The 24,933-nt window shown below is 62.2% G+C and carries 24 protein-coding genes and 1 pseudogene; 7 read left to right on the plus strand and 18 right to left on the minus strand.

The window, feature by feature from the left end; genetic code table 11:
* Positions 1-65: 65 nt before the first annotated feature.
* Positions 66-887 carry a DUF2336 domain-containing protein gene (locus tag JQ575_RS00375; protein ID WP_312015863.1) on the minus strand — a complete coding sequence of 274 codons (822 nt, stop codon included), beginning with the start codon at positions 885-887 and terminating at the stop codon, positions 66-68.
* Here JQ575_RS00375 and JQ575_RS44300 point away from each other — a divergent pair.
* Positions 804-1,148 carry a hypothetical protein gene (locus JQ575_RS44300; RefSeq protein ID WP_249166379.1) on the plus strand — a complete coding sequence of 115 codons (345 nt, stop codon included), beginning with the start codon at positions 804-806 and terminating at the stop codon, positions 1,146-1,148. The genes JQ575_RS00375 and JQ575_RS44300 overlap by 84 nt on opposite strands.
* A gap of 106 nt (positions 1,149-1,254) precedes the next feature.
* Here the strand turns inward: JQ575_RS44300 and JQ575_RS00380 are convergent, their stop codons facing one another.
* Entirely contained in the window at positions 1,255-2,358 is a 1,104-nt protein-coding gene (locus tag JQ575_RS00380; protein WP_212031300.1) for an HD-GYP domain-containing protein, read from the minus strand.
* 140 nt (positions 2,359-2,498) lie between these two features.
* On the minus strand, positions 2,499-2,924 hold the full coding sequence (locus JQ575_RS00385) for a hypothetical protein (protein WP_212031301.1): 426 nt from the start codon (positions 2,922-2,924) through the stop codon (positions 2,499-2,501).
* Between the two features lie 340 nt (positions 2,925-3,264).
* Here JQ575_RS00385 and JQ575_RS45580 point away from each other — a divergent pair, with 340 nt between their 5' ends.
* Positions 3,265-3,399: a hypothetical protein gene (locus tag JQ575_RS45580; protein ID WP_283842569.1), complete on the plus strand. Its 135-nt coding sequence runs from the start codon at positions 3,265-3,267 to the stop codon at positions 3,397-3,399.
* 249 nt (positions 3,400-3,648) lie between these two features.
* Positions 3,649-4,733, plus strand: a pseudogene (locus JQ575_RS00390) (methyl-accepting chemotaxis protein).
* A 14-nt stretch (positions 4,734-4,747) separates the two neighbouring features.
* Here the strand turns inward: JQ575_RS00390 and JQ575_RS00395 are convergent.
* Positions 4,748-5,296 (minus strand): pyridoxamine 5'-phosphate oxidase family protein, encoded by a 549-nt coding sequence (locus tag JQ575_RS00395; protein ID WP_212031302.1) that lies wholly within the window; start codon positions 5,294-5,296, stop codon positions 4,748-4,750.
* Between the two features lie 174 nt (positions 5,297-5,470).
* Between JQ575_RS00395 and JQ575_RS00400 the strand changes: the two genes are divergently transcribed.
* Positions 5,471-6,991 (plus strand): PLP-dependent aminotransferase family protein, encoded by a 1,521-nt coding sequence (locus JQ575_RS00400; protein ID WP_212031303.1) that lies wholly within the window; start codon positions 5,471-5,473, stop codon positions 6,989-6,991.
* 18 nt (positions 6,992-7,009) lie between these two features.
* Here JQ575_RS00400 and JQ575_RS00405 read toward each other — a convergent pair whose 3' ends face one another.
* From JQ575_RS00405 to JQ575_RS00430, 6 genes are all read right to left on the minus strand, one after another.
* Positions 7,010-7,729, minus strand: a complete 720-nt coding sequence (locus JQ575_RS00405; protein ID WP_212031304.1) for a haloacid dehalogenase type II — start codon at positions 7,727-7,729, stop codon at positions 7,010-7,012.
* A gap of 37 nt (positions 7,730-7,766) precedes the next feature.
* Positions 7,767-8,216 carry a GNAT family N-acetyltransferase gene (locus tag JQ575_RS00410; RefSeq protein ID WP_212031305.1) on the minus strand — a complete coding sequence of 150 codons (450 nt, stop codon included), beginning with the start codon at positions 8,214-8,216 and terminating at the stop codon, positions 7,767-7,769.
* A 10-nt stretch (positions 8,217-8,226) separates the two neighbouring features.
* Complete coding sequence (gene glpX / locus JQ575_RS00415) at positions 8,227-9,225, minus strand: class II fructose-bisphosphatase (RefSeq protein ID WP_192740849.1); 999 nt, start codon at positions 9,223-9,225, stop codon at positions 8,227-8,229.
* A gap of 107 nt (positions 9,226-9,332) precedes the next feature.
* On the minus strand, positions 9,333-10,652 hold the full coding sequence (locus tag JQ575_RS00420; protein WP_212031306.1) for a homoserine dehydrogenase: 1,320 nt from the start codon (positions 10,650-10,652) through the stop codon (positions 9,333-9,335).
* A 79-nt stretch (positions 10,653-10,731) separates the two neighbouring features.
* A complete protein-coding gene (locus JQ575_RS00425; RefSeq protein ID WP_212031307.1) occupies positions 10,732-11,952 on the minus strand; it encodes an LL-diaminopimelate aminotransferase in 1,221 nt (406 codons plus the stop codon).
* 276 nt (positions 11,953-12,228) lie between these two features.
* Positions 12,229-12,522, minus strand: coding sequence for a hypothetical protein (locus JQ575_RS00430; RefSeq protein ID WP_212031308.1), 294 nt, complete (start codon positions 12,520-12,522; stop codon positions 12,229-12,231).
* Between the two features lie 297 nt (positions 12,523-12,819).
* Here JQ575_RS00430 and JQ575_RS00435 point away from each other — a divergent pair, with 297 nt between their 5' ends.
* Both JQ575_RS00435 and JQ575_RS00440 read left to right on the plus strand, forming a co-directional pair.
* Positions 12,820-14,625, plus strand: a complete 1,806-nt coding sequence (locus tag JQ575_RS00435) for an alpha/beta hydrolase (protein WP_212031309.1) — start codon at positions 12,820-12,822, stop codon at positions 14,623-14,625.
* Between the two features lie 71 nt (positions 14,626-14,696).
* The gene (locus JQ575_RS00440; protein ID WP_192740854.1) at positions 14,697-15,095 is read left to right on the plus strand and encodes an MAPEG family protein; all 399 of its coding nucleotides are present in this window, start codon (positions 14,697-14,699) and stop codon (positions 15,093-15,095) included.
* 77 nt (positions 15,096-15,172) lie between these two features.
* On the opposite strand, the gene JQ575_RS00445 is transcribed toward JQ575_RS00440, so the two are convergent.
* The 8 genes from JQ575_RS00445 to JQ575_RS00480 all read right to left on the minus strand — a co-directional run bounded on the left by JQ575_RS00445 (position 15,173) and on the right by JQ575_RS00480 (position 22,207).
* Complete coding sequence (locus JQ575_RS00445) at positions 15,173-15,568, minus strand: DUF1963 domain-containing protein (RefSeq protein ID WP_212031310.1); 396 nt, start codon at positions 15,566-15,568, stop codon at positions 15,173-15,175.
* 9 nt (positions 15,569-15,577) lie between these two features.
* Positions 15,578-16,405 (minus strand): DUF1963 domain-containing protein, encoded by an 828-nt coding sequence (locus tag JQ575_RS00450; protein ID WP_212031311.1) that lies wholly within the window; start codon positions 16,403-16,405, stop codon positions 15,578-15,580.
* 116 nt (positions 16,406-16,521) lie between these two features.
* Positions 16,522-17,727: an MFS transporter gene (locus tag JQ575_RS00455; RefSeq protein WP_212031312.1), complete on the minus strand. Its 1,206-nt coding sequence runs from the start codon at positions 17,725-17,727 to the stop codon at positions 16,522-16,524.
* 4 nt (positions 17,728-17,731) lie between these two features.
* On the minus strand, positions 17,732-18,325 hold the full coding sequence (locus tag JQ575_RS00460) for a bifunctional 2-polyprenyl-6-hydroxyphenol methylase/3-demethylubiquinol 3-O-methyltransferase UbiG (protein WP_212031313.1): 594 nt from the start codon (positions 18,323-18,325) through the stop codon (positions 17,732-17,734).
* 191 nt (positions 18,326-18,516) lie between these two features.
* A complete protein-coding gene (argC, locus tag JQ575_RS00465) occupies positions 18,517-19,494 on the minus strand; it encodes an N-acetyl-gamma-glutamyl-phosphate reductase (RefSeq protein WP_212031314.1) in 978 nt (325 codons plus the stop codon).
* The gene (locus tag JQ575_RS00470; protein WP_212031315.1) at positions 19,491-20,186 is read right to left on the minus strand and encodes an FMN-binding negative transcriptional regulator; all 696 of its coding nucleotides are present in this window, start codon (positions 20,184-20,186) and stop codon (positions 19,491-19,493) included. The genes argC and JQ575_RS00470 overlap by 4 nt, the downstream gene beginning before the upstream one ends.
* Before the next feature lie 280 nt (positions 20,187-20,466).
* A complete protein-coding gene (locus tag JQ575_RS00475) occupies positions 20,467-21,456 on the minus strand; it encodes an MBL fold metallo-hydrolase (RefSeq protein ID WP_212031316.1) in 990 nt (329 codons plus the stop codon).
* 220 nt (positions 21,457-21,676) lie between these two features.
* Positions 21,677-22,207, minus strand: a complete 531-nt coding sequence (locus JQ575_RS00480) for a DedA family protein (RefSeq protein ID WP_212031317.1) — start codon at positions 22,205-22,207, stop codon at positions 21,677-21,679.
* Between the two features lie 287 nt (positions 22,208-22,494).
* On the opposite strand from JQ575_RS00480, the gene parE reads away from it, so the two are divergent.
* Complete coding sequence (gene parE, locus JQ575_RS00485) at positions 22,495-24,552, plus strand: DNA topoisomerase IV subunit B (RefSeq protein ID WP_212031318.1); 2,058 nt, start codon at positions 22,495-22,497, stop codon at positions 24,550-24,552.
* Positions 24,553-24,933: the final 381 nt, after the last annotated feature.

Here is a 24,933-nt window from a genome sequence, read left to right on the forward strand (position 1 = left end):
CTCTAGATTCTTGTTTTGACGCGTTTTCTTTACGCGAACCGGTGTCCACTTCGCTGGAAAACGCTCTACTGCCGCGCAGCAGCAGCACAATCAATCTTTTTCGCCGCCATTCGATCGGCTCCGAACCGCGCCGTCCATTGCGCCACGGACAGCAACAAGGTGTCAAATACTTCGTGAGCCTGATCGAGCTCGCGTTGCGTCGGCGGCGCGCAACCGGGCCGGTTGCGGATGATCATCGTCATTGTCGACCAGCTTAACCTGCTGGCTCTGCACGCCACGATCAGTCCATACAACCGCTCCGGTTCGATCAACGGCTCAATCGCCTCGATCTTCACTTCAGACAACAACGAGAGCGCTGCCACCACATGGACGTATTCGCTCCGAACCGCAAACCGGTTCACCGTTGAATCGTTGAGCTTGCCGGAGCGATTGAGCGCCAGGACCTCGGCCTGCGCCTGGGTGTAGTCAATCTTCTTTCGCGGAGCGGCGCTGATCGGTTTGGCGTTCGTCCCACGCGCCTGCACAACCGGCCGTGGTGCCGTCAAAAATCGAGCCCGCACGATGTCGGTCGCCTTCGTCAGCAGCTCGCGCAGCAAATTCGCAGGAATGTCCAGGCGGAGGCCGAGCTTTTCGGCGAGGCTTTCGTCACGCTCGGCCCTTCCGACAAGCGTCGCGTAGCCGCATTCGGAGAACCGTGCTCCCGCATTTCGGGCGAGTGCGTTGGAGACGTTGACGTCGCCAAGCCTCATCAACGCATCGGTCAGCGTTTCGCTGAGCGTATTTCTGCCGGAGATCGCCAACAAATGCTGCTGACTGCGGGTCTTGACGATTTCAACAAGGTCCGCTTCCGACAGACGATTGGAATTTCGCAGAACGGGCGCGGCCACCAAGGGGTCATCGTGAAACGCGAGCTTGCGGATGGTCTCGCATGGCGCGAGATCCGTCGTGGACAGGGCCTCGCTCAGATGGACGAGCGTTGCTGGCTCGATCCGCCCGATCAGGGGGACAAGGACGCCATCGAACGCAGCTATCTGGGATTCACGGAGGCGATCGACATTGGACAAGAACAGGGCCGCCACCTGCTTCAGAATTCGGGCATCCCGCTGCGCCGACTCATCCTTGGCGGCGCCGGTCCGTTCCGCGATTGAATCCTGAGATGCTGCGGCAACCATGGCTAGTCTAGCTCCATCTAAATCGTCCGGGCTGAAAATTGCCTTGCAGAAAACGTCGCGAACCTCATTCCGCAGTTTTGGGTCATGCCTTTAGCGCCACGTTCTGAAACGCCTTCACGAGCGACCGTTCGAGCTTTCCATCCATGGCGCACAGGATCTTGTAGGCATCCGGCCGGGACATTGCCGGTCTGTACGGCCGCGACTCGATGAGCGCGGCGAAAATGTCTGAAATCGTCAGCAATCGTACGAGGTCGGAAATCTCCGGCGCCGTCAGCCCATCGGGATAGCCGGAACCATCCAGAAACTCGTGGTGGTGTCTCACGCCATCAAGAGTCTCCGGGCTAATTCCCGGCAGATCCTTCAACAATTCGTATCCGATAACCGGATGGCGCTTCATGATCTCTTCTTCGCCCGGATCAAGACGTCCGGGCTTGTCGAGAATAGCCAGGGGAATGCGTGCCTTGCCGACGTCGTGCAGCGTGGCGGCCAATCCGAGCCGCTTTACGTCGGCATTGGGGAACTTGATGCTCATCGCGAAGCCGACCGCGACGCCCGTCACCAGCAGGCAGTGCTGGAACGTGCCCTGGTGATAACGGCGCACGTCGTCGAGCCAAACGCCAAGTCCGTTTTGCTCGATACCGTCGATGATGTCAGATGTGGCGTCCTCGGCACTCGAAAGCGTAAGCGGTTTGCCTTCCCGTATAGCCGAAAACATGGATGCGAAGGCTGCCGCACCACTGGTGATCTCGGTTGTTGCAACGGCAATGCCGGCCTGCGCCGCCCTCTGGGCGACGTCGATCTGCTCCAGTTTCGAGATGATTTCCTTTGGACGCGAAACCACGGCGGTCGCGCCAAGTGCATACGCCTGCGCCACCATGTGGTGCAGATGGCTCTGAACGACAAACAGCTTTTCCGAAGCGCAGCGCAGGTCCTGCAGCACGCGCTTGATCTGTTCCACAGGCACTGGCTTGCGCAGGTCGGCGTCAATCATCAACACGCCGCTTGAGCTGATCTTCGTATTGCCGGTCCCCAGCAGTTGGGAATGAACGTCATACTGCGGTTCCAGCATCGCGCGGATGGCTGGAATTTTCGCAGGCTCATCCGTAACGAAATGCACAAGCATTTGGTGCCACCTGTGAAAGCCGCTCTGCGGTCTTTCCGGTTCAGCGAAGGTAACGACGTACAATCATTCCGAGCAATGCAATCAATAACGCGCAATTGTACGCAAACCTCCCTAACGGGAGATTGCTGCGAAGCCGGCTTCTCTCCGGACTTCTACGTAACCTTGTTGGGTGACGTACCGGTGGAACCGCGCTGCGGCCCTGATCAAGCCGGCGTGACGACGACGTAGGGAATGCTGATCAAGATAACGGCGAGCTCTACCGCATTGCACAGCATGCCGCCCCAGTGCAGCCGCCGCAGCCGGCGCACCGCCTCGGCGTCGCCGGCGTCCCTGGCCTGGAGCTGCGCATCCCACCGCTGCAGAAACCACCGGCGCGTCCAGACCGCGAAAGCCGCGATCAAGGCAATAGCAAGGGCGACAAACACCCGGCCCGTCAGGCCAACGGCGACCGTCCCGACGGCGCCGGCAATGGCCACCATCAGGAAATAGGAACTGAACATGCCGCGCAACAGCTGGGTGACCGGCGGGATGTCGAGCGACACCAGCAGAAAGGCCGGCGCCGCCAAAAGGAAATAACCCATCGGAAACAGCAGAACGACGGTGGCGAACAAGGCAACGGGATCTGGCATTATCGACACCCCTTCTTGGCCCGGCGGGCGAGGGTTTTTCCTACGGCAACCTGCAATAATATCCGCCGGGACATGTCTTCTGCACCATTGGGCTTTGGTCGGATACGATCACGTCCCGGGAAAGCGTCCTGACGTCGCGGAGTTTATCATCGAGGGCGGATTCGCGCGACCTTGGCTCATCCGGGGCGACGCCTGCAATTGCGCAGCCTGCGGGGCGCATTGCGCCCAACCGGCTTCACCGCCGGTTGTCACCCCGGGAACAGCGCCGCCGTCGCCGCTCCGTCATTGTCCTGATCAGACCGATGCAATGTTGCAGCGGGACAGCAACAGGAGAAGCTACATGGAACGCGCGAAAGAAAAGTCGATCGAACTGACGGCAAAAGAACTGGACGCGGTGACCGGCGGCAAGCTGGGCAACGGCACCCTGCCCTTCAACCCCTTCTCCCCGCCCTCGGTCCCGAAGAAGACCTACTGAGCCTGCCCCGGCGACCCCGACCTCACCCGTCGGGGTTCGCGTCGTTGCGCTGCGGTGCCAAGCCGCTGCCTAAAAAATGACCTGCACAAACAACGTGCAACTTGCCTCCGTACAACTACGCAAGCCGACCCGGAATTTAAACCAGCTATTAGGCAAGAATCGCGACAACGGATGGAACGTGCGCCCACCTAAATCCCGATTCGCTCTGCAGGAGATCGATCGAGGGGGCGAAGGCAGAGGAAGTTCCAGATGTCCGTCGCGCTTGCAAGATCGACCGCCAAAACCGCGGCCCATTCAGCGATCGACGAGGATGAATCCGACATCTCCGCGCTGATCTCCCGGCTCACCGCCGAGGTCAACCAGGTCGCTTGCGACAAGACCAAATCGATCCAGAAGATCACCAACCAGATGAAGATGCTGGCGCTGAACGCGCTGATCGAAAGCTCGCGCGCCGGCGCGCAGGGCGCCGGCTTTGCCGTGGTCGCGCAGGAAGTCCGCAATGTCGGCCAGCAGGTCGAGACCATTGCTCGCGAGCTCGAAAGCCAGTTCACCAACCGCACCGGCAATTTGATGAACTCAATCGCGCGGATGAGCGACCGGTCGCGCGGCGAGCGCATGGTGGATCTGTCGCTCAACGCCATCGAGCTGATCGACCGCAATCTCTATGAGCGCACCTGCGACGTGCGCTGGTGGGCCACCGATTCAGCCGTCGTCGATTGCGCCGCCTCCCCCGATGCTTCGGCCGTTGCGCATGTGTCGGAGCGCCTCGCGGTGATCCTTGGCGCCTATACCGTGTATCTCGACCTGTGGCTCTGCGATCTCGACGGCAACGTGCTGGCCAACGGCCGGGCGGATCGCTATGGCGTCGTCGGCCAGAACGTGGCGTCGACCAAATGGTTTCGCGACGCGCGGGCTTTGCGAACCGGCGACGACTATGTCGCGGGCGACGTCGAATCCCAGCCCTTGCTCGGACATGCCCAGGTCGCCACCTATTGCGCCAGCGTCCGCGCCGGCGGCAGGGCGAACGCCGCCGCGACCGGCATTTTGCGATCCATTTCGATTGGGAAGCGCAGGCCCGCGCCATCGTCCAGGGCGTGCGCGTCGGCGCCGCCGACAAGGCCCGCGTGCTGCTGGTCGACTCGCAATTCCGCGTCATCGCGGCCTCCGACGGTCAGGGCATCCTCAGCGAGCGCGTGCAGCTTTCACTGGATGGACGGCGCAGCGGTTTCTACCAGGACCGATCAGGCACGCTGGTCGCGTTTCACGCGACGCCGGGGTACGAGACGTATCGGGGGCTCGGCTGGTACGGGGTGATACTGAGCAACGCGGGATAACGCGGCGAAATACGCTACGGCCGCGCGTTCGGCGTCTTGGTTCTGTCCTTCGCGGGCCATTGCTCTGACAGTGGCGGCAGCGCCAGTTCCTTGCCGGTCATTCGCTCGATGGCGATCGCGTAAACCGTGATCGCGTCAAGGCGCGGAAAGAACCCCCTCGGTCGTTCGGTATCCGGCTTGCCGTATTTCACCATCAACGCCTCGCAGAAGCGTTGCTTGACGGCTTTGTCCTCGACGATCCGTATTCTGCCGAACAGGATCACGCTTTGATAGGCGAGGCCTGAATCGCATTCGAAGCGGCCATAGTCGAACACCTGATCCAGTTCATCGATCTCAAAGCAGACACGCGCTTCGCGTTCGACGCATGCCCGGAAGTGACCACGCCCGCCGCCGGTGTGAACATACACTTCTCCATGCATCCGGATGTAGAGCAGCGGAATGCAATAGGGATAGCCATCCTCACCCACGGTCGCGAGCCGCGCGCTGAATCCTCGCTCCAGCATTTCATTCGCGCCCTGCCCGGACATCTGCCGGTCCGCGCGACGCAGTTGGGGCGAACTCATCGTGACCTCCCTTAACGATCGGATTGACGCGCGCGAGCAGTTCGGCGCATCGCATTGAATCGCAATCAAGGTCGGCATAGCCTGAATAGTGGTTTGCCTAAAAGGTCCACTTGTTGCAACTTTGCGATACCACTTTTGGTGACATCAGTTTTGGCGATGAATCCGGATGACGACATGAACCGCCGGCAAATCTCGGCAGACCTTTGTTCGTTCGAGCTGACCCGCGCGGACGGCCCGCCACTGTTCCGCCAGCTCTATCTGCAGCTTCGGTCGGCGATCCTGTCGCGACGCCTGCGGTCGGGAACCAAGCTGCCGTCGACACGAGAGCTTGCCGCGCAGCTTGACGTGTCGCGCTCGGCTGCGGTTGCCGCCTATGAGCAACTGCTCGCCGAGGGCTATACGTCCGGCAGGCACGGCTCCGGCACGTATGTGTCGCCGGATCTACCCGAACCGATCGACGGAAACCCGCAGCGACGCAAGGAGCCTGCAGCGGCGATGACGCCTGCTGCGGCCTCGCCCCTGCAGCCGATCGGCGATTTCGTCGATGTTACGGCTCAGAGCGACGAGCGCCCGTTCAACCTCGGACGTACGCTACTGGACGCCCGGACGGTGCAACTCTGGCGCAAACTGAGCGCCCGCACGTTCCGTTCGCTGTCTCCAAGCCACTTTGGATATTCCGACCCGCGCGGAACGATCGAACTGCGAACGGCAATCTGCGATTACCTGCAGGCCGCCCGCGCCGTCCGATGCGACCCCGATCAGATCGTGGTCACGGCAGGAACGCAGCAAGCGGTCGACATCGTCATCCGAATCCTTCCCGGCATGGATAAAGAGGTTTGGGTTGAAGACCCCGGCTATCCCCTGACGCGACAGGCCCTGCTCGCGGCCGGCGCGACGGTCCGGCCCATTCCGGTCGACCGGCAAGGCATCGATATCAGCGCGGGGATGAAATCCGCGCCGAACGCCCGCGCCGTATTCGTAACCCCATCCCATCAATTCCCGACCGGTGTCGTGCTTTCCATGGCCCGTCGCCTCGAACTTCTCGCCTGGGCGCGCGAGAAGCGCGCGTGGATCGTCGAGGATGATTATGCCAGTGAGTTCCGATATGGCGGCCGGCCGCTCGCCTCGCTGCAGGGGCTCGATGAGGGGGAGCGTGTCATCTATGTCGGCACACTCAACAAGGCACTCTTTCCCGGCTTGCGGATCGGTTATGCCGTGGTGCCGCGCGCGTTGCTGCGGGCGTTCATTGCCGCCCGATATCTGATGGACCGCCAACCATCGACCATCAGCCAGGCCATCGTGGCCGCCTTCATGGAGCAAGGGCATTTTGCAGCGCATATCCGCCGCATGCGGCTGTTGTACCGGGATCAGCGCGACGAACTGGTCACCGCCCTCAAGGCCCGCCTCGGCGACGACTTGACGATCACCGCGCCGGACCAGGGAATGCATCTCGTTGCCTTCACGCGTCCGGGCCTCTCGGACGCGGCCATCGAGCGCGCCGGACACCATCACGGCGTTGTCGTCCGGGCGATGAGCCGCCTGTATGTGGCAGCCCCTCCGCGATCCGCGCTGGTGCTGGGTTTCAGCGGCCACCCGCGCCCAACCATCATTCCCGCGGTCGAGCGTCTGGCTCACGCCGTGGAAGGATTGTCGAAGTCACGCGCGCGGAAACGATCCGCGGGGCCGAAGCGCTGACAGACCGGACGCCGGTCGCTAACACCCCATCCGGTCGGCAATGCCGCCAAAATCCTTGGCGACGATGTCCCAGTCGCCCTTGGCTTCGAAATCGTATTTCTGCAGGGGGCCGTATTCGGTCGGGCGCGCGACGAAGGCGGTCTTCAAACCGTACTTCTGCGCGGCTTTCAAATCCTGGTTATGCGCAGCGACCATCATCACCTGCTCCGGCGGCAGGCACAGCAATTTTGCCGCGCTGAGATAGGTTTCGGGATCGGGCTTGTAGTGCTCGAACAATTCGGCCGACATGATCAGGTCCCACGGCAGGCCGGCGAACTTCGCCATGTTGGTCAATAGCGCGACGTTGCCGTTGGACAGCGGCGAGATGATGTATTTTGTCTTCAGCCGCGTCAGGCCCGCGACGCTGTCCGGCCAGGGATGCAGCCGGTGCCAGCCCATGGTGAGGTAATGCAGATCGGCTTCATCAAGGCCTGATATCCCGAGCTGCACGACCAGCTTCTCCAGCGATTGCCGGTGCAACGTGTCGAGGATCATGTAGCCGCGTTCGGGATGTTTCCTCACTTCATCCATCGACGCCGAATAGACCGCGCGCCAGCCGTCGACGAGCGCAGTCCAGTCGGCCTTGATGCCCCGCGTCTCCGACCATTTGGTGAAATCGTTGATCAGGCTGGTGCGCCAGTCGACAACGGTGCCGAACACATCGAACACCAACGCTTTCACCGCCGAAATATCAGACATATTCTCTCCCTGTTTCTTGTTCTTGATTGGACGAAAACTAAATCACCTTTCGGTATTGGATGAATCCGAGATTGTCGGCAACCTTGTCGTAGAGCGCACGCGCCTGTTCATTGCTCGATTGCGTCAGCCAATAGACCCGGCTTGCCCCCGCCGCCTCGGCCTTCTGATACACCGCCTCGATCAGCGCGCGCCCCAGCCCATGGCCACGCGCGCTGTCCGCGACGAACAGATCTTCGAGGTAGCAATACCGCTTCGGCGCCCAGGTCGAGCGATGGAAAAGGTAATGTGCGAACCCGGCGAGCCGGCCATCGACATAGCCGCCGAGCGCAAACATCGTCTCGTCCGGATCGTGAAACCGCGACCAGGCGAGATCGCTGACGTCCTGCGTCAGCGCCGTCTTGTAGAAGGCGAGATAGCTGTCCCACAGCGGATTCCACGCCGCGCGTTCGTCTTCGCCGATCGGCCGGACGATGATTTCTCCAGCCATAATCAACCTCTCAGTCGAGGTGGAACTTGTCCAGTTGCCGGTGCTCGGCCTTGATGTAGCGGACAGTACCAGTGACCGAACGCATCACGACGGTTTCGGTTTCGATGACGTCCTTTCGGAACTTGACGCCGGACAGCAGGGAACCGGTGGTGACGCCGGTCGCCGCGAACAGGCAGTCGCCCCGCGCCATGTCCTCGATGCCGTAAATCATCTTGGGATCGGTGACGCCCATCTTGTGGGCGCGCTCGCGCTTTTCCTCGGAGTCGAGGATCAGGCGGCACTGCATCTGGCCGCCGATGCAACGCAACGCGGCCGCCGCCAGCACGCCCTCGGGCGCGCCGCCGGTGCCGATATACATGTCGACGCCGGTATTGTCGGGATCGGCGCAATGGATCACGCCGGCGACGTCGCCGTCGGTGATCAGGCGAACCGCGGCTCCCGTGCTACGAACGCCGGCAATGATGTCGGCGTGGCGCGGACGGTCGAGCACCAGCACGGTGATTGCTGCTGGATCGACGCCTTTTGCCTTGGCGAGCCGGCGCACATTGTCGGCGGGCGAAGCGTCGAGTTCGACCACGCCCTTGGCGTAACCGGGACCGACCGCAAGCTTTTGCATGTAGACGTCAGGCGCGTGCAGCAGCGTGCCGCCATCGGCCATCGCCATGGTCGCGATCGCGCCCGGCATGTTCTTGGCGCACAGCGTGGTGCCTTCGAGCGGATCGACGGCGATATCGACCTGCGGGCCGGCGTTGAGGCCGACCTTCTCGCCGATGAACAGCATCGGCGCCTCGTCGCGCTCGCCCTCGCCGATCACGATGGTGCCTTCGATCGGCAGCTTGTTGAGCTCGCGCCGCATCGCGTCGACCGCAGCCTGGTCGGCCGCCTTTTCCTGGCCGTGGCCGCGCAAACGCGCGGCCGAAACCGCAGCGCGCTCCGTTACCCGCACGATTTCAAGCGTGAGAATGCGCTCGAGCAACAGCTGCGGCGGAACGGAAATATGGGTCGACATAACAAGCACTCCTTTGAGTCTTCACAGCGGACCATACGGTCCACCTGTTCGTTTCTTTGTGGCGCACAATCCGTGGATTGCGCGGACGCGCGATCACAGGAATCGCGCTAGTTCTTCTCGATCCGTATTACCTGCGGCCGGCCGCTGATCACCTTGTCGCGCTGCACCGCTTCCAGCGCACGATAGACCGCATCTTCCGACGTTGCATAGGTAATCAGAATAACCGGAACAGGTGACGCTTTCTTGGTCGACCCGTTGGCGTCAACGCCGTCGGGATGGCGCTGCACGATCGATTCCAGCGATATTTTCTGTTCCGCCAGACGGGTCGCGATGGTGGCGGCGGTCCCAGCGAGGTCGCGCGCCATCAGGCGGATATAATAGCCGCCCTCATGGCGTTCCATCGGCGCTTTTGTGGTCGCGCGCAGGCGCTCAACCGGGCGTCCGAACGGCTTGGCGCGAATCCCGCGCGCGACATCGGCGATGTCGGCAACGACGGCGGACGCGGTGGCCGCGCCTCCGGCGCCCGGACCGACCAGCGTGATCGGGGGAATGCCCTCGCCGTCGATGGTGACGGCATTGGTGACGCCCATGACTTGCGCAATCGAGGAGGATTTCGGCACCATGGTCGGGTGCACGCGCTGTTCAATTCCCTTCGCCGTCCGCACCGCGACCCCAAGCAATTTGACCCGATAGCCGAGTTCCTCCGCGGCGCGCAGATCTTCCGGCGCAATCGAGGAGATTCCTTCGACGTATACCGCGCTCTGTGCAACCTTCGTGCCGAACGCGAGGCTGGCCAGGATCGCAAGCTTTTGGGCGGTGTCGTGGCCGTCGACGTCGAACGACGGATTGGCCTCGGCATAGCCGAGCCGCTGGGCGTCCTTCAGGCATTCGGCAAACGACAGGCCCTCCTGCTCCATCCGGGTCAGGATATAATTGCAGGTGCCGTTGAGGATGCCGTAAACGCGATTGACTGACGTGCCGGCCAGCCCCTCGCGCAGGGTCTTGATGATGGGGATCGCCGCCCCCACCGCTGCCTCGTAATTCAGCGCGCCGCCAAACTTCTCGGCGGCCTTCGCCAGCCGCACGCCGTGCTTGGCGATCAGCGCCTTGTTGGCGGTCACCACCGACTTGCCTGATTTGAGCGCGGCCTCGATCGCCGACAGCGCCGGATCGCCGGAACCGCCCATCAGTTCGACGAAGCAATCGATGCCGGGGTGATTGGCCAGCGCCAGCGGGCTCTTGACCCATTCGATGCCGCGCAGATCGAGCTTGCGCTTCTTCACCTTGGAGCGCGCGGTGACCGCAACGACGCGCACGCCGCGTCCACTGCGCGCCGACAAGGTCCGCGCCTGCGCTTCGATGAGGCGGACGACTTCGGCGCCAACAGTGCCGAGCCCCGCGATGCCCACTTTCAGGGGTGCGACCATGACCAAAAAACCTGCCGAAGAGAGCTAACCAAGCACGATCTGGTTCCGAAAACCGGAAGTCCGCTTTTCGGCATCATGCCTACCGCCGGTTGGCGAGAGGAACCACGTTGTGCAACGTTTCAATGCCGCTTTCAAGGAAGCGCCGCACGCCGCGCGCGGCCTGGCGAATACGCTGCTCGTTTTCCACCATGGCGATGCGGACATAGCCCTCGCCGTGCTCGCCGAAGGCAACCCCGGGCGACACCACCACGCCCGATTTCTCCACCATCAGGGTCGCAAACTGCATGCTGCCGACGCCCTCAAAGGCTTTCGGCAGCGGCGCCCAGGCGAACATCGAGGCGGCCGGCGGCGGAATATCCCATCCCGCGCGGCCAAAACTTTCCACCAGCGCATCGCGGCGCTTGCGGTAGGTGTCGCGCATCTCGCGAATACAATCGTCCGGTCCGTTCAAGGCCGCGGTGGCCGCGACCTGGACCGGCGTGAACGCGCCGTAATCGAGATAGGATTTCACCCGCGCCAGCGCGGCGATGATCCGCTCATTGCCGACGGCAAAGCCCATCCGCCAGCCTGCCATCGAAAACGTCTTCGACATCGAGGTGAATTCGACGGTGACGTCGATCGCGCCGGGAACCTGCAACACCGAGGGCGGCGGGTTCTTGTCGTCGAAATAGACTTCGGCGTAGGCCAGATCCGACAGGATGAAGATCTCGTGCTTCTTCGCGAACGCCACCAGATCCTTGTAGAAATCGAGGTCGGCGACATAGGCGGTCGGATTGGACGGATAGCAGACAATCAGCGCAATCGGCTTCGGGATCGAATGGATGATCGCGCGCTCCACCGCTTCGAAGAATTGCGGCGTCGGCTCCGACGGCACCGAGCGGATCACGCCCCCCGCCATCAGGAAGCCGAAGGCGTGAATCGGATAGCTCGGATTGGGGCACAGCACGACGTCACCGGGCGCGGTGATCGCCTGCGCCACATTGGCGAAGCCTTCCTTGGAGCCGAGGGTCGCGACGACCTGGGTTTCCGGATTGAGCTTGACGTCGAACCGGCGCGCGTAATAGGCGGCCTGCGCCTTGCGGAGCCCGGTGATGCCGCGCGAGGCCGAATAACGGTCGGTCCGCGGCTTACCCAGCGTGTCCTTCAGCTTCTCGATCACATGGGCCGGCGTCGGCAAATCCGGGTTGCCCATGCCGAGGTCGATGATGTCGGCACCCGCGTTCCGCGCGGCCGCCTTGGCCCGGTTGACCTGTTCGAACACGTAAGGCGGCAGACGGCGGATGCGGTAGAAATCTTCCATGGGACCCTTGCTCCAACGACCGGCGGACAGAATCGGTAAAAATCTGCGGCTTTCGAAGCTGTCTTCGGCTTCGTCCAAAACTCGCGCTCAATCAATGATTTAGAGCGAATTCGGGCGCAGGATCCTGAGTGCCGGACCGTGATGCGGTTGAATTAAGGCTCTTTTAGCACGGGTGCCCCGCAGCGCCAGAGACTATAGCGTTTCCAAGCGATTTGCCCCGGACTTGATCAGGGGTGGCGGGCGGATCGCGTCGAAAAGGCGTCAAAACCAGACTGGTTATTTGGCAGCAGGGTTTGGCGCAGCGGCCGCGGCCGCCTGACGATCCCGCGCGGCACGCAGTTCGGCCTCGATCTTGGCCTGCTCCACCGGATTGATGACAGCCTCGCCGCGCTCCGGCGGCAGGTCATGGACCGGCAGATAGCCCCCGGCTTCCTTCGGACGCGCGGGCGCGTCGCCCGGCACGCCGACGCCGGGCAAATCAGCGATCGATGTCGAGCAGCCGCTGACCGCAAGCGCGGTTGCGAACAGCGCGGCCATCGACCACAGCCTTATCATCCGATCCACCGGCATCCGTCCGGAAGTCCCCAATACCTGTCCCGTTGCCTTAGATCGTCTGCACAGTGCGCGTTGGCAAGGGCTGTTGGTATGCGCCTTGCAGCGCTGGATCGTCGAGCTGCGTCAAATTCTCCGCAACCCTTCAAACCATTGTCGCCCGAAACGATTAAAGCCAGAAGAGCAAACTCAATCGGTGCGGCTTCAATGTGTCCGAACAGAGAAATTTTATCGCAGTGCAACAGGATTAACCCAAAACTACCGGCGCCGTCAGGCGCGGTGACGAACTCGAAATGAAGTTATAGTGTCCCTGACATGACCGACGTTAACACCGAAATCCACGCTGCGAAATCCTTCAACGCTGAAGCTTTCGCCATGAATATCGCGAAAGCGATGGAGAGCAGCGGCCAGGCGCTTGCGGCCTATCTGAAGCCGCGCGAGAACGGCGAACCGAGGGACAAGCCACCAAACGAAATCGCCGAGGTGATCAAGACCTTCGGCACGGTCGCCGAATACTGGCTGTCGGACAAGGAGCGGGCGTCCGATCTGCAGGTCAAGATGGCCAAAGCCTATCTCGATCTCTGGGGCTCGACGGTGCGCCGCATGGCCGGCGAAGAGGCCCCGCCCGCGATCGAGCCGTCGCCGCGCGACAAGCGATTCAAGGATCCGGAGTGGAAGACCAACAAGTTCTTCGACTTCGTGATGCAGCTTTACCTGCTCACCACGCAATGGGCGCAGGAACTGGTGAAGAACGCCGAAGGCATCGATCCGCACACGCGCAAGAAGGCCGAATTCTACGTCCAGCAGATCAGCAATGCGATCTCGCCGTCGAATTTCGTCTTCACCAATCCGGAAGTGCTGCGCGAGACGCTGGCCTCGAACGGCGACAATCTGGTGCGCGGCATGAAGATGCTGGCCGAGGACATCGAAGCCGGCCGCGGCACGCTGCGCATCCGCCAGTCCGATCCCTCCAACCTCGTCGTCGGCGTCAACATGGCGACGACGCCTGGCAAGGTGATCTTCCAGAACGAGCTGATGCAGCTGATCCAGTACACGCCCACCACGGAGACCGTGCTGCGCACGCCGCTTTTGATCGTGCCGCCCTGGATCAACAAGTTCTACATCCTCGATCTCAAGCCGGAAAAATCCTACATCAAATGGTGCGTCGATCAGGGCATCACCGTGTTCGTGATCTCCTGGGTCAATCCGGACAAGGAACTCGGCAAGAAGACGTTTGACGACTATATGAGGCAGGGACCGCTGACCGCGATGGACGTCATCGAAAAGGTCACGGGCGAGATGAAGGTTCATACCGCGGGCTATTGCGTCGGCGGCACCCTGCTCGCCTCGACGCTGGCGTGGCTCGCCGAAAAGCGCCGCGTGCGCGTCACCTCGGCGACGTTCTTTGCAGCCCAGGTCGACTTCACCCATGCCGGCGACCTGCTCGTGTTTGTCGACGAAGACCAGATCTCGGCGCTCGAGCGCGACATGGCGTCGGCCGGCGTGCTCGAAGGCAGCAAGATGGCGATGGCCTTCAACATGCTGCGCTCGAACGACCTGATCTGGTCCTACGTCATCAGCAACTATTTGAAGGGACAGCCGCCCTCGTCCTTCGACCTGCTGCACTGGAATTCCGACGCGACGCGGATGCCGGCAGCCAACCATTCCTTCTACTTGCGCAATTGCTACCTGGAGAACCGGCTGTCCACCGGCAGCATGGTGCTCGACAACACGCTGCTCGACCTCTCGAAGGTGAAGGTGCCGGTCTATAATCTGGCGACGCGCGAAGATCACATCGCGCCCGCGGATTCGGTGCTGTACGGCTCGCAGTTCTTCGGCGGGCCGGTCAAATACGTGCTGTCCGGATCCGGCCACATTGCCGGCGTGGTCAACCCGCCGGCGTCCGGAAAATATCAGTACTGGACCAACGACAATATCAAGGACGTCACGCTGGCCGACTGGCTCAAGAACGCCACCGAGCACAAGGGATCGTGGTGGCCGGACTGGCGTCAATGGCTGGAGGGCCTCGACGCCGAGATGGTGCCCGCGCGCGCGGTCGGCTCCGAGGCGATGCCGCCGATCGAGGATGCGCCCGGCAGCTACGTTCGCGTCCGCGCGTAGCGCAAGCCCGCGGGGTTGGCTATAAGCTGATATCCCGTATCGGGATTCGAAAATCGACTGAGGGGGAAACAATGACGCGTGAATTGTTCTGGCTGACGCTGACGGTGATTTTGACCGGTCTGCTGTGGGTCCCCTACATCATCAACCGCTGTCAGATCCGCGGCCTTTCCGGCGCCATGGCCAATCCCTCGCGCAACGACAAGCCGCATGCCGAATGGGCCAACCGGCTGATGTTCGCGCATGACAACGCGGTCGAAAACCTCATCATCTTTGCCCCCCTGGTGCTGATCCTGAACGCGGCCGACTATTCCACCAAATGGACCGTGATGGCCTGCATGGTCTATTTCTGGTCCCGCGTCGCACATCTGATCGTCTATACGCTCGGCCTGCCGGTGTTCCGCACCCTGGCCTTCACCGTCGGCTTCCTCGCGCAGGCCGTGCTGGCGCTGGCGATCTTCCAGGTGCTTTGAGCGGCGGAATTGCTGGCAACGCGATAGGGTGATGAGGTCGACGGCTCAGTCGAACTCATTGCCGCCGCAGGCGACGTTCAATTTGTGATGTCTATGGCGATATCCGCAAAGTTGCCCTGCGACAGCGCCTTGCGTTTGATCAACAGTACGATCGAATAGACATCTCCCCAAATCCAACCCTGCATGCTGCTGGTAGGAAGCTCCAGCAGCACCTCGGTGTCGGTTTCCGGACCGTGCGGCGTGTAGATATGCCCCGCGGGGCCGTGTCCCATGGCGCCATGATGCCCCAGCGTTTCGTGCAGCCAGATTCGCTCCATCAGCTCGCGCAGTGCCGGATGCAGGCTTGCGGGGTCGTGTAGGCGTTGACGCCATGCCAATAGAGCAGCGAAGTATTCCAGCTCCACCATATCGGCAGGCTCCGCGAGATCACCGGCAATTCGCAAAGCCGTGAGCTGCGGTACTCCAAACAGCAATAGCCGTCCTCATCGTCCTTGAGATAATTGAACTCGTAAGTCGGAAGGCCGGCGATTTTCGAAAGCTGGAGCGACCTCTTTCAGGTCGAAGCGGTATCTGCTCGACACAAGAATGGCCTCGACTTTGTAGAACTCCTCCAGGCTCTGGAACGCCAGCGCCTTGGTTTCGTCCATCCATTGCAGGTCATTTTCGCGGAGCTTCTTCATCGCTGGAAAGCGACAGATCTGCTTCAGCTGCCCGATGAAGAATTCTTCCAGACTATCGAGCAGGACAACGAGCGTTTTCGGGTCGAAGGGGTGGAGGGCGGGATTTGCGAGGTCGGGCTTGACGTCCTTCCACGCTGCTTCGGAGGGCCTGCGGCTTACGGTGTCGATCGAGCGCGCATGACGCCCTTCGTCGATCCTGACGGGCCAGCGCGGAAGGAGATCAGTCTCTTTCGCATGGGACGCGTAGGTCCTCGCCCATTCCGCTGCCATTTGCCCTGGCCCATCACGTTCTTCAATGTCGCCTCTGATGTGGAGGACTTCAGCGGCATTTCCTACCGGATGCACGAACACTGCCAGCCAGCCGTCGCGTGGCCCCGCCCCTGACCATATGCCCGCCGGAAGCTGTGAGAGATTGATCTGACACGCGAAATGCAGCGGCACTCCTTTGCGCTCCGGCCAAGGAATATCTTTCGGCAGTTTCGGCTTGCCGCCGAACCAGCTATCCGCCTCGTCGAAGCGTATCGGGACAACGGGAGTAAGGAGCGCACAGGGACGATCCGCGCTGCGCGCCCGCTCAAGCATTTTTTCCGTGTCGGCCTCGTTCTGCAAAAAATCCAAAAGGAGATTCATGTGCTTACCTTCTACGGGCCTGTTAGGTGTGCACATGATGCGTCACATTGCTTAAAACACCATTTTCAGATGGTTGCAGATTGCTGCTAATGCAGCCTGACGCCCGCTACGGCCGATCAGCCCGCGGCAATCGCCCCGACCGTCGGACGCAATTTCCTGAGCCAGAGCAGGATCAGGAGAGCACCGCACGAACATGCCATCGCAAGGCCAAGCAGCGCGTTGCTGCCGAAATTCGTCAGCAGGCCGACGAGAAGCGGGGGCGAAGCTGCGGAAATGAGATTGAGCGGCAACGCAATGCGCGAGGTCGCCTTGGCGAATTCGGCCTGGTCGTAAAACACCAGGGGTATGGTCGCACGGGCGACCGCGAACGCGCCGCTGCCCATACCATATAGCAGAATGAAGGCCGCGATCGCCCAATGCGATCCGCCGCCGAACATCAGCAGAAACATCGCCACAGGAATTGCCGAGCCGGCAAACAGCCCCGTCGTAATCCCATCCCACCGCCCGCCGCCAAGAAAATCCAAACCCCTGGCGCTGACCTGAATCACGCCCAGCATCGAGCCGAAGGTAACGGCCGTGGCCGCCGACAGGCCCTCCACCTTCAGAAGCTCGATCAGCACGGCACTGAATCCGAAGGCAACGAATGCATTGAGCGCGAGCGCGGCCAGAATCAGCAGGAACGTGCTTTTTTTCACGATCGGCGACTTGCCGGCCGGCTGCGCCGCGAAAATCGCCTCATCGTTTGGTTCGGTTCGGCGCGGCAATCCGAAATAATACAGCGGCAGGCACAGAAGCAGCAGCATCCCGCAATAGACCAGACAGGTTCCGCGCCAGCCCACAACGTCTGACAGAAACGACGTGGTAGGCCAAAAAACACTGCTGGAAAGCCCGGTCACCAGCATCATGGCGCCGATGCCACGCTTCGCATCCCGCCCGGCGATCTCGTTGAGCAAGATGTAGGCGGCCGTGGCCAGCGTGGCGCTGCCGGCCGCGCCGAGGATCACCCACGCGGCGAAAAACTGTATCGGGCCGTGTGCGAGCGAGAGCAGAACGAAGCCCGGCGCACCGATGATGGTCCCCGCGATCATCACCCGGCGGGCACCAAATTGCGTGAACGGCCTTGCCAGGATCGGAGCGCACAGGCCCATCAGGACATAGAAGATCGAGTTGCCGGCAAACACTGCCGAGATGTCCATGTGAAGATCGGCGGCGATCTGCCCGCCCACGACCGCAAGAAGTCCGATCGTCCCCCATCCGATGACCTGCGTAATCGCCAGAACGATCAGGACGCGGAAAATTGTCTTGCCGGACTGAAGGACCATCGGATCAGAGGCTTTTCCGGGCCACGACAAACAGCATCGGGCTCCACCGGTTGTCGAAGCCGATGACCTCGCCGGTCTCGATTTCAAGTGAACTCCAGTTGCCTGAGCTGGCGTAGGTTTCGCGCAGCCAATCAGGCGACGGGTAATTGTAGTAGCGGCCCAGCGTATCGCGGCCGTCGGCGTCACCGGTCTTGAAGCTGGCAAAGAAAGCGCCGCCTTGTTTCAGCGCACGCCAGATCAGCGACAGCACCTGCGCTAGTTCATCGCGCGGAACGTGCAGCAGGCAGGCATTGGCCCACACGCCGTCATAGGTCTCGACCGCGTCGATGTCGTGAAACAGCAGCGTGCCGACCGGGCGGCCGAGGCGGCGCGATGCGACCTCAGCCATTTCCGGCGATCCGTCCGTCGGCGACACGTCAAAGCCCCGCGCCAGCATTTCCGCGGTGTCGCCGCCGGCGCCACATCCGAGTTCGAGAATGGCAGCACCGGGTGGAAGCAGCGAGAGGAACGCCTCCAGCCTTGCCCGACGCGAGGTGATCTCGCGTCCCGCGTAAGCCTCGGCATGGCCGCGGTAGAATTGAAGCGTCGCCTCGTCCACGAATTCCTCTTGCTGTCGGCGAGGCGCAGCATCAGCTGCATGTTACGGCAAAACAGTAGACCTGCCTTCGCCGGACGCAACTATGGATTCTGCGGTTCTGGGATGCGCTCGCAAGCCTCGACGGCCGAACGGGCGGCAGCGCCGGCATCGCGCCGATGGCGTGATGCCGGCTTGAGCGTAAGGCTTTGGGCCTAAGCGTCGGCCAATCCAAGCATCAGCCGCATGTTCTGCACGGCGGCTCCGGAGGCGCCCTTGCCGAGATTGTCGAGACGCGCGACCAGCACGGCATGGGGATGCTGCTGGCTCGCAAACACGTAGAGCTCGAGCTTGTTGGTCTCGTTGAGCGCTTCGGGTTCCAGCCGTCCGGTTTTTGACGTCGCGTATTCGAGCGGCATCACGGAAACATATTTGCTGCCCGCGTACCGCTTTGCGAGCGCGGCATGCAGTTGGGCGCCATCGGGCTTGGCCGGAAGCGCGTCCAGATGCAACGGCACCGACACCAGCATGCCCTGCCGGTAGTTGCCGACCGACGGAACGAATATCGGCCGCCGCGTCAGCCGTGAGTACAGCTGCGTCTCCGGCAGATGCTTGTGCTCGAAGCCAAGACCATACAGTTCAAAGGACGGCGCGGTGCCGCCTTCGAAACTTTCGATCATCGACTTGCCGCCGCCGGAATAACCGCTGACCGCATTGATGGTGACGGGATAGTCCGCCGGCAGCAGTCCCGCGTCCACGAGTGGGCGCAGCAGGGCGATCCCGCCTGTCGGATAGCAGCCCGGGTTTGAGACCTTCCGTGCCGCCTTGATCTTGTCGGCCTGGTCAGGCGTGAGTTCCGCAAAACCATAGGTCCAGTCGGGCGCGACGCGAAACGCCGTCGAGGCGTCGAGCACCTTGGGTCCCTTGGCGACCATGCCGTCGATCAACGCCACGGTTTCCTTGGCCGCATCGTCCGGCAGGCAGAGGATCACGAGATCCACCTCCTCCATCAGCGCCCGCTTGGCGCCGGCGTCCTTGCGCTTGTCCTCGGCAATGCTCTTCAGCGCGACGTCGCCCTGCAGGCGCAGCCGCTCCTGAATGCCAAGGCCCGTCGTTCCGGACGCGCCATCGACAAAGATGGTGGGCTTCCTGGTGTCGCCGGTCGTGTGCGGCTTGATATCGGTCAGGGTCATGGCGCGTTCCTTTCAAGCGTCGTCGCGTCGTTCGTTGCTGCTGTGTCGGTAATGTCGGTCATGAAGGCCTGCGGGCGCGCCTCGCGCATCAGACCTGCGATCTCGGCTGCATCAGCGTCACCCTGTGACGCCAGCGCATTGCTGATGGCTGAGTAGTCGGCGTCGGATTTGTGCTGGTTCAATTTGAAGCTGCCCTCGATCTCCTCAACCGTCATCACCAGACCCACGATCGCCTTCTTCATGGCGTCCAGCCGCCCGGCCGTCATTTTCGACGACAACCAGGGCTTCTTCGGCAACAGCCGGTTTTCGAACTTGGCGCTGAGCGTCTCGATCTGCTCGGCCAGTTCGTCGTCGGACAGTGCCCGTACCGTGCCCGTCAGGTGCACGGCCTGGTAGAGCCAGGTCGGCACTTGATCGGGCGAAACGTACCAGTCGGGCGACACATAGGCATCCGCGCCGTTCACGGCCAGCAGCCAGGACGAGGCCCCGCCGGCGAGCTTTACCAGCGGATTATGACGGGCAACATGAAACAGCGCGCGCGGCGTCCCGTCATCGGCAAAGCCGAGATAGAACGGCAGCGGCGAGGCAATCGGCTTGGCGCCATCCCACGCGCAGACGAGGCCAAAGCCGCGCGCTTCCGCAAACGCCAGGCTGGCGGCGCGGTCGGGCTTGAACGGAGGCGGCGTATACATTTCAAACTCCTGCTTGACGTAGGAGCCGCCAGATCAAACCGCGTGTCTTGAAGGGAAAGAGCCGCGGATCGTATCCGGCGGCAGAGGCGATGATCTTAAACGCAGACAACCGCTCGTACCGCGACAATGCGGCGGCGGCGGGCGATGATGCTGGTCGAAGCGTTGATCATGGGCGTGCCTATAGGGCCGCACGGTTCCACCGTCAAGCCAAAACACCCGGCCAGAACACAAAGGCCGCCCCGAAGGGCGGCCTTGGCTCGATCGTTGGGGCAAGGAAAGCTTAGATCACCGGGTTCCAATGCGCTGGCACCACGCGATACCCACTGCCGTCCTTCTCCACATTCCCAAGGCCCGGGAACGGATAGTGGAAGCCCTGCACCATGAGCTTTTCCGCCAAGACCATGTCGTAGGTCTTGCGCCGGGCCTTCTCGGCCATGGCGGCGTCCTGGTCGAAGAAGGCGTGCCAGCCCGGATTGGCGGCGAAGAGATAGGGGATGTTGGTGACGTCCGACTGGACGAACACCTTCCCCGAACCCGACGACAACACATAGGAGGTGTGACCGGGGGTGTGGCCGGCGGTTTCCACGGCGAGCAGACCGGGGACAACGTCCTTGCCCCACTCGTACGGTGTCACCTTCTTCTTGAGGCCTGCGTCGAAAACGCGACGGGCATTCGCGAACACACCCTTCATGCGTTCCGTGGTCTGCTTGCCCATCTCGCCGTCGTCCATGAAATATTTCCATTCCGTGGCGGGCACCAACACCTCGGCGTTGGGGAATGCCGACACGTTCTCTGCGGTCAGAAGTCCGTTGATGTGATCACCGTGGAAATGCGAGATCACCACCATGTCGACGGACTTCGGATCGATGCCGGCCGCGGCCATATTGGTTGCGAACTGGCCGACGGCGCCCTTGCTGGAGGCGAAGGCGCCCGGGCCGTTACCGGTGTCGAGAACGATCAGCTTGCCGCCGGAGTTGATGACCAGCGGCCCGAACTGGATGCTGATTTTGTCTTTCGGCATGTGGGCTTTCTCGAGCGCCGCGGCGACCTCCTCCTTCTTCACGTTGGTGATGAAGCTATCGCCGAGCGCAAACGTGTTCACGCCGTCGGAAATGACGGTCACCTGCGCGTCCCCCACCTTGTAACGATAGAAGCTCGGCGCCTGTTTGTCGGCCATCGGCGCGGCCGCCCTTGCCGGCGCGGTAGACAGGAGTGGCGAAGCAGCGAGAGCTGCGGCGCCGGCGAGTGCGTGACGTCGTGTCAAATCCATGTGATGTCCTCCCAGTAAGACGATAAATGCGGTTCGCCGGAATTCCCGCTTTATTGATGTGTCCGTGTGACGTGTTCTCGGCCCTGGTTGCCGCCGCTTCTACCAGCCCTTCAGTGCTGGCGCGATGACGCCGGTGCGACGGCAGGCAGCCCGGTGTTTCCCATCATGAGAGCTAACCCCTGCCCCCGGCGGCTTATTCCGGCAGGGTGAGCGCCTTGCGTCACAACAACCGCCACACCCATTCGATGATGTGCGCGATCACGTCGCCAAACAGCAACAACGCGGCCGACCAGACCAGCGCGGAGACGAAATTGGCGATCTGGAATGGCCAATACGGCATCTCGAAAATGCCGGCGGCGAGCGGCACCGACGCCCGCAACGGTCCAAAGAACCGCCCGATGAAGATGGAGGGCACGCCCCACTTTTTTACAAAAGCCTCACCGCGCGGCAGGATTTCCGGATAGCGCGACAGCGGCCAGATCTGGGCCACCTGCTCCTTGTATTTGAAGCCGAACCAGTAGGAGACCCAGTCGCCGAGTCCCGCACCAATGCCGCCGGCGATCCAGATCGGCCAGAAGTTGATGCCGCTGACGCCCATCAGCGCGCCGATCGCGACCAGAGCCCCCCAGGCCGGAACGACCAGCGAGACGAACGCCAGCGATTCGCCGAACGCCAGCAGCAGCACAACCGGTGCTGCCCAGGCCTGATGATCGCGCACGAAATCAGCCAGGGCGCGCGCAAAATCTTGCATCCCTTAAACGCCTTCCAGCCCCAAATCCGGCCATTGAATCAAACCCGCGAGCCCATGGCCTTGGAACAGGTACGCCAGCCCGTTGCGTGACTTCAAGTCACAAAGGCGGACACCGGGCGTGATTTAGCCGCTCTCCCGTGTTCCGCGCCTGACAACAGCACTTATCTCGTGGTACGGCCCCCGAGCGGTTGCAGCGTTCGGCCCGGCCGTCACTTTTTAAGCCCATCCGTGGCATAGTCAGACAGATCGATTCGCTGCGCCAGGTTGCGCGCATCACATGAAGAACCATGCCCAAGCCATTGAAAACAGCTGCCAAAACCAAATCCGCCAGCGACTTGTTCGGCGCCGATGACGCAAAGAGCCGCGCCTCGCTTAAGGTGGCCGCAAAGTCCAACAGCGCCGAAGCCGGCTATACCGCGGCCGATATCGAGGTGCTCGAAGGTCTGGAGCCGGTCCGACGCCGGCCCGGCATGTATATCGGCGGCACAGATGAAAAGGCGCTGCACCATCTGTTCGCCGAAGTCATCGACAACTCCATGGACGAAGCGCTGGCCGGCCATGCCTCGTTTATCGAGGTTACGCTGAGCGCCGACGGATTCCTGACTGTGACCGACAATGGCCGCGGCATTCCCGTCGATCCACATCCGAAATTTCCGAAGAAGTCCGCGCTCGAAGTCATCATGTGCACGCTGCATTCCGGCGGCAAGTTCGACTCCAAAGTCTATGAGACCTCGGGCGGCCTGCATGGCGTCGGTGTCTCCGTCGTCAACGCCCTCTCCTCGCTCCTCGAGGTCGAGGTCGCACGCGAACAAAAGCTCTACAAGATGACCTTCGAGCGGGGTCATCCCAAGGGCAAGCTCCAGGAACTCGGCAAGATCAACAACCGCCGCGGCACCACCATCCGCTTCAAGCCCGACACCGAGATTTTCGGCGCCAAGGCCGCCTTCAAGCCGCAACGGCTGTTCAAGATGGCGCGCTCGAAGGCCTATCTGTTCGGCGGCGTGAAGATCCGCTGGCGCTGCGATCCCGAATTGCTGCGCGGCCTCGAAGAGGTGCCGGCCGAGGACGAATTCCATTTTCCCGGGGGATTGAAGGACTATCTGGCGGCCGCGATCCATGCCGACACGCTGGTGCACCCTGATATCTTCTCCGGCAAATCGGGACGCAACGGCGCCCACGGCGCCTGCGAATGGGCAGTGGCATGGACGGCGGACGCCGACGGCTTCCTTTCCTCCTACTGCAACACCGTGCCGACGCCCGACGGCGGCACCCACGAATCCGGCATGCGCAGCGCGATGCTGCGCGGCCTGAAGGATCACGCAGAGCGCATCGGTCAGGGCAAGCGCGCCGCGCCGATCACCTCCGAAGACGTGATGGTGGGCGCGGCCGTGATGCTCTCGGTGTTCGTGCGCGAACCGGAATTCCAGGGCCAGACCAAGGACCGCCTCGCCACCGCCGAGGCCCAGAAGATCGTCGAGCAGGCGATCAAGGATCCGTTCGACCATTGGCTGTCGGGCAATCCGCTGCAGGCCAACAAGCTTTTGGATTTCGTCGTCGAGCGTGCCGACGAGCGGTTGCGCCGCCGCGCCGAGAAGGAAACCTCGCGCAAGACCGCGGTGAAGAAGCTGCGCCTGCCCGGCAAGCTTTCCGACTGCACCAACACCGCGACCGAAGGCTCGGAGCTGTTCATCGTCGAGGGCGACTCGGCCGGCGGCAGCGCCAAGCAGGCGCGCGACCGCAAGACCCAGGCCGTGCTGCCCTTGCGCGGAAAAATCCTCAACGTCGCCTCCGCCGGCAAGGACAAGCTCACCGCCAACGCGCAGCTCTCCGACCTGATGCAGGCGATCGGCTGCGGCACGCTCGCGCATTACCGCGAGGAAGACCTGCGCTATTCCCGTATCATCATCATGACCGACGCCGACGTCGACGGCGCCCACATCGCCTCGCTGCTGATCACCTTCTTCTACCGGCAGACGCCGCGGCTGATCGACGAGGGCCATCTCTATCTTGCTGTGCCGCCGCTTTATCGGCTTACCCACGGCGCCAAGACGGTCTACGCCCGCGACGACGCCCACAAGGACGCGCTGCTCAAGAGCGAATTCAACGCCAACGCCAAGGTCGATGTCGGCCGCTTCAAAGGGCTCGGCGAGATGATGCCGGCTCAGCTCAAGGAAACCACGATGGACCCGGCCAAGCGCACCCTGCTGCGCGTGGTGCTGCTGGCCGACGACCGCGAAGGCACCGCCGATTCGGTCGAGCGGCTGATGGGCACCAAGGCCGAGGCCCGATTCGCCTTCATCACCGACAAGGCGGAGTTTGCCAGCGAGGATCTGCTGGACGTCTGACCCCAAGGTGACCCCATGGGCGATCTCGGCCGACGGCACGTGATTGTTGGGTTTGCCAGCCTTTCGGCTTGTTTGCCCCCGTGGGCGCCTGATCGTGCCTATTTTTCCCGAAGTTCCTTTTCGGGCGGATGTGCTCTCCCCGCAACAGCATTTTAGGTAGAACCGCGTATATTCCAGACACTGGGTTTAGGGAATCGGTGCAAGCGCACCATTTGGGCGGTCGGTTACGACGCTTAATTTTGAGGGTTTGGACAATGAAGAAATTGGTGCTCGCTCTGACCGCGATGGCAGCCTTGACTGCCCCGGCTCTCGCGGCTGACATGGCTCCCCGTTATGCCAAGGCCCCGGCTCCGGTGGTCCCGGCCGTAAGCTGGACCGGCT

Source organism: Bradyrhizobium sp. JYMT SZCCT0428, from assembly GCF_018131075.1.
Lineage (GTDB): Bacteria > Pseudomonadota > Alphaproteobacteria > Rhizobiales > Xanthobacteraceae > Bradyrhizobium.